This is a genomic window from Ferruginibacter sp. (assembly GCF_031430955.1).
In the GTDB taxonomy this organism is placed as follows: domain Bacteria; phylum Bacteroidota; class Bacteroidia; order Chitinophagales; family Chitinophagaceae; genus Ferruginibacter.
On sequence record NZ_JANPCM010000488.1, the window covers coordinates 1 to 7,539 of the forward strand.

General features: G+C 34.2%; 12 protein-coding genes. 11 read left to right on the top strand and 1 reads right to left on the bottom strand.

Going from position 1 to position 7,539, the window contains the following annotated elements; translation table 11 throughout:
* Positions 1 to 145: 145 nt before the first annotated feature.
* From ACY65O_RS13565 to ACY65O_RS13610, 10 genes are all read left to right on the top strand, one after another.
* Entirely contained in the window at positions 146 to 538 is a 393-nt protein-coding gene (locus ACY65O_RS13565) for a response regulator (protein ID WP_462221396.1), read from the top strand.
* 106 nt (positions 539 to 644) lie between these two features.
* Positions 645 to 815 (top strand): hypothetical protein, encoded by a 171-nt coding sequence (locus tag ACY65O_RS13570; protein ID WP_462221397.1) that lies wholly within the window; start codon positions 645 to 647, stop codon positions 813 to 815.
* A 179-nt stretch (positions 816 to 994) separates the two neighbouring features.
* On the top strand, positions 995 to 1,207 hold the full coding sequence (locus ACY65O_RS13575) for a hypothetical protein (RefSeq protein ID WP_462221398.1): 213 nt from the start codon (positions 995 to 997) through the stop codon (positions 1,205 to 1,207).
* A 27-nt stretch (positions 1,208 to 1,234) separates the two neighbouring features.
* Positions 1,235 to 1,576 carry a hypothetical protein gene (locus tag ACY65O_RS13580; protein WP_462221399.1) on the top strand — a complete coding sequence of 114 codons (342 nt, stop codon included), beginning with the start codon at positions 1,235 to 1,237 and terminating at the stop codon, positions 1,574 to 1,576.
* Positions 1,577 to 1,614: 38 nt separating this feature from the next.
* On the top strand, positions 1,615 to 2,085 hold the full coding sequence (locus tag ACY65O_RS13585; protein WP_462221400.1) for a universal stress protein: 471 nt from the start codon (positions 1,615 to 1,617) through the stop codon (positions 2,083 to 2,085).
* A gap of 156 nt (positions 2,086 to 2,241) precedes the next feature.
* Complete coding sequence (locus ACY65O_RS13590; RefSeq protein WP_462221401.1) at positions 2,242 to 2,835, top strand: YceI family protein; 594 nt, start codon at positions 2,242 to 2,244, stop codon at positions 2,833 to 2,835.
* Positions 2,836 to 2,967: 132 nt separating this feature from the next.
* Complete coding sequence (locus ACY65O_RS13595) at positions 2,968 to 3,228, top strand: hypothetical protein (protein WP_462221402.1); 261 nt, start codon at positions 2,968 to 2,970, stop codon at positions 3,226 to 3,228.
* Positions 3,229 to 3,481: 253 nt separating this feature from the next.
* Entirely contained in the window at positions 3,482 to 4,240 is a 759-nt protein-coding gene (locus ACY65O_RS13600; protein ID WP_462221403.1) for an MlaE family ABC transporter permease, read from the top strand.
* A 7-nt stretch (positions 4,241 to 4,247) separates the two neighbouring features.
* Positions 4,248 to 5,024 carry an ABC transporter ATP-binding protein gene (locus ACY65O_RS13605; RefSeq protein WP_462221404.1) on the top strand — a complete coding sequence of 259 codons (777 nt, stop codon included), beginning with the start codon at positions 4,248 to 4,250 and terminating at the stop codon, positions 5,022 to 5,024.
* Positions 5,025 to 5,044: 20 nt separating this feature from the next.
* Entirely contained in the window at positions 5,045 to 5,908 is an 864-nt protein-coding gene (locus ACY65O_RS13610; protein WP_462221405.1) for an MlaD family protein, read from the top strand.
* A 30-nt stretch (positions 5,909 to 5,938) separates the two neighbouring features.
* Here the strand turns inward: ACY65O_RS13610 and ACY65O_RS13615 are convergent, their stop codons facing one another.
* Complete coding sequence (locus ACY65O_RS13615; protein WP_462221406.1) at positions 5,939 to 7,144, bottom strand: NAD(P)/FAD-dependent oxidoreductase; 1,206 nt, start codon at positions 7,142 to 7,144, stop codon at positions 5,939 to 5,941.
* Between the two features lie 301 nt (positions 7,145 to 7,445).
* Between ACY65O_RS13615 and ACY65O_RS13620 the strand changes: the two genes are divergently transcribed.
* Positions 7,446 to 7,539, top strand: a 94-nt coding sequence (locus tag ACY65O_RS13620) for a Thivi_2564 family membrane protein (RefSeq protein WP_462221407.1), incomplete at its 3' end; no start/stop codon positions are given.

Consider the following 7,539-nt stretch of genomic DNA (forward strand, 5'->3'; position numbering starts at 1 on the left):
AAGACCGCGGCGTTTAAAAAAGATATACTTCTTCCGGCATGTGAATTATATAAATCATTAAATCAATTGTGTAATGCTTATCATTTTAAGGATGGCTAACTTACTAATCTTTTAACCCCCAATTCATCTACTGCAAAAAATGAAAATGAAATCAATTTTGCTTATTGAAGACAACTTCAATATTTTAGAAAATTTGATTGAATACTTTGAAATGGAAGGGTATTATATTTTTTCTACCAACAACGCAGAAAAAGGAATTGAACTTGCCAGGGAATTTATACCCGATCTGGTAATCTGCGATACACCTAAGCCGGGAATTGATGGGCACGAAGTTTTGCGATTGCTTTTAGACAGCGTTGCTACAAGCGAAATACCATTTATTTTCTCCACTACAAATGCAGAAACAATTGACAGGTCAAACGCCATAAAACTTGGTGCTGATGATTATATTATTAAACCTTTTGAGCTGGATACAATGTTGCAAATAGCAAAGGCCTGTATAAGATCGGGCAGTAAAAGACAAACTTATACAGTGTAAAAATGGGGAAAGAAAATCAATAAAAATTATACCGGCAAGCTAAAAATAAAACACGTTATTAAAATACTTTGGCAACAAATTCAGCAATAACTTTAAATTTAAAATTATGATGTGGATGTTAATAATTTTAGTTTCGCTTGCATTTATACCCTTAATTATTTTTTTGATACTGCGTAACATAAAAGAAGTAAAAAGATTTAAAGCCGAACTTAAAAGTATTTATCCAGAAAATAATGCGGGAGAAAGCGGAACGCCAACTGATGAAGTATTGAAATAAATTACTGTCATTTTCTTTAAGAACTGTGAATAATATAAATCTTTTTACTAATTATATAACAGTTATAATTGCAGCAGTAACCATCTTTGTATTGAATATTTTTATTAAAATAAGCTGCTGTTAATACGGAGCAGTAAAAATTAAATGAAAAAAAATACTTTTTATAAATGTACCGCCTTATGAAAACCCCATTGGATATCAAAAATGATATGCTTACAAATACCGTTGCCTTACTGGACAGGTTTCCTTTGCTGGCAAAGTATGTAAATGAAATACCTGTTCCCCTCCCCGAAACAGGCGATCCTGAAATAGCCATAAAAAATTTAAAAGAATACAACAATTCTTTAGGTATCCTGTTAAAAAAATATGCCGGTAATGGCTATAATAAATAATTTTCTCTAAAAATACTTACCTAAAACATGAGTGATAAAAAAAATGGCACCCGGTTGCGTAATGAGGATGAAGATCATTTGAACGATATAAACTATCCGGCCAAAGAAGACATTTATAATAAGTTTTTAAAAGAAGAAGACGCAGATCCTGAAGATATCAGTAAAATAAAAGCGCCGAATGAAATGGATGAAACAGAGCAAAATAATGAAAAAGATTTTAGTGAAGATATTTCCGGGAGCGATCTGGACATTCCCGGCGCAGAACTGGATGATGAACAGGAGGCTATTGGAAACGAAGATGAAGAAAATAATTATTACAGTTTAGGTGGCGATAATCATAATGATCTGGAAGAAGATAAAGGTGAATAAACAGCCCTCTATTTTATTGTTGAAAAAAAATAAATCAAATGAAAAAAGTTTTGATTGCACTGGATTATGATCCTACTGCACAAAAGATTGCAGAAGATGGTTTTGCCCTTGCTAAAGCCATGAATGCACAGGTAGTATTGCTGCATGTGGTTGCTGATCCTGTATATTATTCTTCGGCAATGTATTCACCCATAATGGGTTTTGGCGGCTATATGGATACTGAAATTATGCAGCCGGACATAGTTGATCACCTGAAAAAAACATCGACTGATTTTCTGGAGAAATCAAAAAAACATTTGGGCGACGATACCATCGAAATAATGGTTACAGAAGGCGATGTGGCAGATGCCATAGTAGCCGCAGCAAAAAATATTACTGCAAATGTAATTGTAATGGGCTCTCACAGCCGCAAATGGCTGGAGCAAATTGTTATGGGTAGTGTAACAGAAAATGTTATGCGCCAAACTTTAATTCCACTTTTTATTATTCCTACAAAAGAGCAGCAGTAAACGTGGTAATGATATAAATTTTTCTTTTAATTATATAACAGTTGTAAGCATAAAGCAGTTCATCTTTATATCCGCTTTAAATAAACTCAGGAAATAAAACAATCCGTTCCCTCATTTTACATTACCACTTACTGCAACGTTTTAAAAATAACTACAATGGCAAAACAAATAAAATGGTCGGTTGATCTGGCACACAGCGATATCAGTTTTAAAATAAGGCATTTAATGATTTCGCATGTTAAAGGCGCATTTAAAACATTTGATGCCAGCATTTGTACCACCGATAAAGACTTTACCACAGCTGAAATTAATTTATGGATTGATGCGGCTGCAATAACCACCGGAGATCCTAAACGTGATGAGCATTTAAAAGGCCCTGATTTTTTTGATGTTGAAAATCATAAGCAAATATCTTTTACTGCAAATACAATAGAAGAGCCGGATGCTGATGGTAACCATGAATTATGGGGCGATTTGACGATGAAAGGAATTACTAAACACGTAAAATTAAATGTAGCCTTTGGTGGAATTATAAACGACCCCTGGGGAAACGAGAGGGCAGGATTTACAATTACCGGAAAAATACTGAGAAGCGAATGGGGTTTAACCTGGAATAGTGCAATAGAAACCGGTGGTTTAATGGTAGGTGACGAAATAAAAATTTCTTGCGAAGTGGAATTGATTAATGCAGGTGAAAAAGAAATACTAACGGAGACAGCCGATGCCAATACTGCAACAACTAATTTTTAAAATAGCATAAAATTACAGGCATTTATAAAGTGTGAATATTGTAATATTATTTAAAAGTTATGTAACAGTTCTGTCAAATAAATTATACATCTTTGCAACTGTATAAAATCTCACAACCCTTCAATTAAGAAAATGAAAAGTATTAAAAGAGATAGTTTTGCAGCCGCTTTCCAGTTGGTTGTACTATTGTATCTTTTCTTCTACCCATCTTTGCCCAATAAAAAATTACCAGTGCCAGCAACCAATAAACCAACGCTTACTGAAAAAACTCCTGTTCTAAATTCCCCCACACAAAATTTTTCAAAAAAAGCGCCACAACAATCTTCTGGTTTACATAAGTCAGGATTATTAACTTCTATTGAAGGCATTCCCAATGTAATGTTCGTTAAATAGCCGTTTTACCATCATTTTTTAAAACTGTGCATCCCATTTTTTAAGTTCTCGCCATTAACAGTAGAAAATAATACCGCAATTTAAAATAAAACAACCCCTTCATTTACAATAATTGGGGAATATATTACACAACTCCCACTATCATAAAGCTGAATATAAAGGCACAGGAATTGTATAATGATGATTTATGAAAAGGCTGTCACATAATATTTACCGGAATACATAATTAAAGCACTTATAAAAGAATGAAATTTTGATTGTTTATTTAAAGAATATTTTTACCGATGCAGGTAATGTAACGCTGTTTACCACCAGATTTTTTAAAGAAGTATTTAAGCCGCCTTTTGAAATTAAAGAATTCATAAGGCAGTGTTATAATATTGGATATAAATCTTTACCGCTGGTGGGTATTACAGGTTTTATTATGGGCCTGGTGCTTACATTGCAATCACGCCCTACATTGGCAGAGTTTGGTGCAGAGTCGTGGTTGCCAAGTATGGTAGCTCTTTCGTTAATAAGAGAAATAGCACCGGTAATTACCGCATTGATTTGTGCAGGTAAAATTGCTTCGGGTATTGGTGCCGAGTTAGGCTCCATGAAAGTAACCGAGCAAATAGATGCAATGGAAGTATCAGCCATTAATCCTTATAAATATTTAGTAGTTACAAGAATAATGGCAACTACATTAATGATACCTGTATTAGTAATATTTGCTGATGGCATTGGTATTTTGGGCGGCTATGCAGGTATTAACATACACAGCGATGTTAACTTTTACAATTACTTTTCAAAAGTGCTGGCATCGCTTGAATTTTTAGATATTTTTCCTGCAACTATTAAAACATTTTTCTTTGGTTTTTTTATTGGTTTAATTGGATGCTATAAAGGTTTTACTGCCGCCAACGGAACAGAAAGTGTAGGTAAGGCGGCTAACTCTGCAGTGGTTGCTGCATCGCTGGCTATATTTATTATTGATATGCTTGCAGTACAAATAACAGATCTTTTTTTCTAAAATAATAATGATAGAGGAACAAATAAACATACCGCCACCTGAAGCACACAGTAACCAAACCGTTATTGATATAAAAGGATTATGCAAATCTTTTGGTGAGCAAAACGATGTTTTAAAAGGAGTAGATATTATTGTAACAAAAGGCGAGAACCTGGTTGTGCTGGGTAAATCAGGTTCTGGTAAATCTGTAACCATTAAATGTTTAGTGGGTTTGGTAGAGGCAGACGAAGGTGTTATAAAAGTTTTTGATACAGATATCAGTAATTTAGATAACAGCGAGTTAAATGCGTTAAGGGTAAGGATCGGTTTTCTTTTTCAAAATTCAGCGTTATACGATTCTATGACGGTAAGGGAGAACCTGGAATTTCCATTAAAGCGCCATTCAAAAAAACTTTCTCCTGCACAGGTTGAAGAAGCTGTTATGGATGCATTGGAAAGTGTGGGCCTTGCAGAAGCTGTTGATAAAATGCCCGCTGAATTATCGGGTGGTATGCGTAAAAGAATTGGTTTGGCACGTACACTTATTTTAAAACCCGAAATTATTTTGTACGATGAACCTACTACCGGTTTGGATACCATTACCTCAAGAGAGATAAGTGAATTGATATTGGCCATCCAGAAAAAAAATAAAACCAGCTCGGTAATTATTACGCATGATATGGCTTGTGCAAAACTTACCGGCGACAGGGTGGTAATTTTAAAAGAGGGCGTAATACATACAGAAGGCACGTATGAAGAACTGGAAAAAAGTAATGACGAATGGGTGCGTTCTTTTTTTATATAATCATTCATTAAAAGTAAGATATGAAAAATAATACAGGTTATAAATGGAAATTAGGGATGTTTGTAGTAATTGCGTTGGTTGCTTTTGCGGTAACTATTTATTTTGTTGGCAAACAGAAAAATATCTTCGGCTCTACATTCCTGTTAAAAGCACAGTTTAAAACGGTTAGTGGTTTAAAGGTGGGTAACAATGTGCGGTTTTCCGGTATTAACATCGGCACAGTAGATGATATAAAACTGATAACCGATACATCTGTAATGGTAGATTTAGTGATAAGAAAAGAAATTCAGCAATTTATTAAAAAAGATGCAAAAGCAAGTATAGGTTCAGATGGATTAATGGGAGATAAGGTATTGACCATTTCTCCGGGTACATCCGCAGCTGCAGTAGTTAAAGATGATGATATGCTGGCTACCAAAAACCCAATTGAAATGGAAGATGTAATGGGCAGTGTAAAAACAAGCGTGGATAATGCAGGTATTATAACGGCGCAGCTTGCCCAGTTTAGTTATAAAATGAATAACAGCAATGGCGCATTGTCTAAATTAATTTCAGATGAAGGATTTTCTAACAGTCTTAAAAGTACATTAACCAACCTGCAAACCAGCACTGGTCAGTTTGCAAAATTTACTACTAAAATTAATGATGGTAAATTGGGCAAAGCACTGGACTCAACAATGCTGAATGTACAAAATGCAACAAAAGGGCTTAATGAAAATATGGAAGCTGCAAAAAATAATATTTTATTAAGGGGATATTTTAGAAAGAAGAAAAAGGCTGAAGCCAAAAAAGCTGCGGAGTTAAAAAAGCAGGAAGCAATAAATAAGAAAAAAGGAATTATTACAACACCGCCGGTAAATACAAAAGATACTATTAAGCAATAAATAATTAGTACCCCAAGTACGCTCATTATTTTATATTCTTTCAAACGAAAATATAGATGCGTCGTTATTTTTTTTGCCGGTAACTTCGGATGTTAATATTTCAGCTGCTATTAAACTAAAAGTAATACCATTGCCGCCAAAGCCAAGCGCAAATAAACTGTTAGGTAATTTTTTATAATTGCCAATAAAAGGCAAACCATCTTTTGTAGCACCAAAAGTACCGGCCCAGCTAAACTCAGGTTTAAATTCAATATCAGGAAAAACTTTATTGAAATCTTTTACCAGTTGCTTTATTTTACCGGGCAAAAGTAAATCCCTTTTAGCAGGGCTGTAAAATTCTTCATCTCTGCCACCAATTAAAATCCGTCTGTCTTTGGTGCTCCGCATATACAAATACGGGTCGGCAGTATTCCATATCAATACATCTTTGTTCCAAAATTGTTGTTTTTGGTTTGCCTGCTCACTGGTACAGGCAAAAGTGCAATGCAGGTCAACAATTTGTTTATCAATAAATTCCACTGCTTCGTAACCGGTGGCATATACCAGTTTTTTTGTTTTTAAAGTAAATCCTGTTTCTGTTGTAAGTGTAACACCATTTTTGTGATGTGCAATTTTAGCAATTGGTGTTCTGTCGAAAACCTTTACCCCCTTTGCAATAGCAAACTGCAAAAGTGAATGCGTGAAAGAGTAAGCATTGGTTTGGGCACCGGCTTCAGAAAGTATTGCACCCGGGGCTGTAAAATTAAATTGTTTTTTAACGGACGCTTCGTTCAGGTATTCAACTTTAAAGCCCTGTTCTTTTCTTATTAAAAATTCTTCTTTTAAAAAATTGATATCTTTTTTATAAGCCGCATAGTATAAACTGTTATTAAATTCAAAATCCGTAAATTTTATTTTTTTGGCGATATTGCCCAATTTACTAATGGCATCTGCACAAAGCTGGTAACTGCGTACAGCATTTTTTAAACCCACCTTTTCTTTCAATTGGCAAAGCGGTGTATCAATTTCGTATTGCAGTAAAGAGGTGCTGGCACAGGTGCTGCCCAAACCAATGCTGCGGGCATCAACAACAATGCAATTAACGCCTGCATTTATTAAATGATAAGCCATAAGGGCACCGGATATGCCACCTCCCATAATAATTACATCTGCCTTTATTGATTTTTCAAGTTTAGGATAATCAAAAGGCAATCCATTTTTTGCTAACCAAAAGGGATAGCCGGAACGTAAATTCATTTATAAAATTTAGTAGTTGATTACATAAGATGGCGCAAAAAACCCCACAAGTTTTTATACAGCAAGCAGCAATTAATAAAACTATTTTTAACCCGTAAGGTTAATAAACTTTCCCTTAAAATAACAGCAGTATGCTGTAATTGTTACAAATAACATGCAATAATTCAAAATACCTGAAATAATTTTTCCCTGAATAAAAAATAAAGTTGGCAATGTGTGAATGATGTAAATTATTTAAAGTATTGTGTAACAATAAAAATAATAAAAGGCATGACCTTTGATTTAAACTAAAAAAAATATTATGCCGATTCTTACTATTTTAATTGTACTGGTAGTTGTAGGTGTTATCCTGTGGTTGGTAAATACATACATACCTATGGATAGCAAAATTAAAA

What these genes read in the sequence shown, in the direction of transcription:
- ACY65O_RS13585 (WP_462221400.1), top strand. Translation starts at nt 1,615, where the DNA reads ATGAAAAAAGTTTTGATTGCACTGGATTATGATCCTACTGCACAAAAG.
- ACY65O_RS13610 (WP_462221405.1), top strand. Translation starts at nt 5,045, where the DNA reads ATGAAAAATAATACAGGTTATAAATGGAAATTAGGGATGTTTGTAGTA.
- ACY65O_RS13575 (WP_462221398.1), top strand. Translation starts at nt 995, where the DNA reads ATGAAAACCCCATTGGATATCAAAAATGATATGCTTACAAATACCGTT.
- ACY65O_RS13615 (WP_462221406.1), bottom strand. Translation starts at nt 7,144, where the DNA reads ATGAATTTACGTTCCGGCTATCCCTTTTGGTTAGCAAAAAATGGATTG.
- ACY65O_RS13590 (WP_462221401.1), top strand. Translation starts at nt 2,242, where the DNA reads ATGGCAAAACAAATAAAATGGTCGGTTGATCTGGCACACAGCGATATC.
- ACY65O_RS13565 (WP_462221396.1), top strand. Translation starts at nt 146, where the DNA reads ATGAAATCAATTTTGCTTATTGAAGACAACTTCAATATTTTAGAAAAT.
- ACY65O_RS13570 (WP_462221397.1), top strand. Translation starts at nt 645, where the DNA reads ATGATGTGGATGTTAATAATTTTAGTTTCGCTTGCATTTATACCCTTA.
- ACY65O_RS13580 (WP_462221399.1), top strand. Translation starts at nt 1,235, where the DNA reads ATGAGTGATAAAAAAAATGGCACCCGGTTGCGTAATGAGGATGAAGAT.
- ACY65O_RS13605 (WP_462221404.1), top strand. Translation starts at nt 4,248, where the DNA reads ATGATAGAGGAACAAATAAACATACCGCCACCTGAAGCACACAGTAAC.
- ACY65O_RS13595 (WP_462221402.1), top strand. Translation starts at nt 2,968, where the DNA reads ATGAAAAGTATTAAAAGAGATAGTTTTGCAGCCGCTTTCCAGTTGGTT.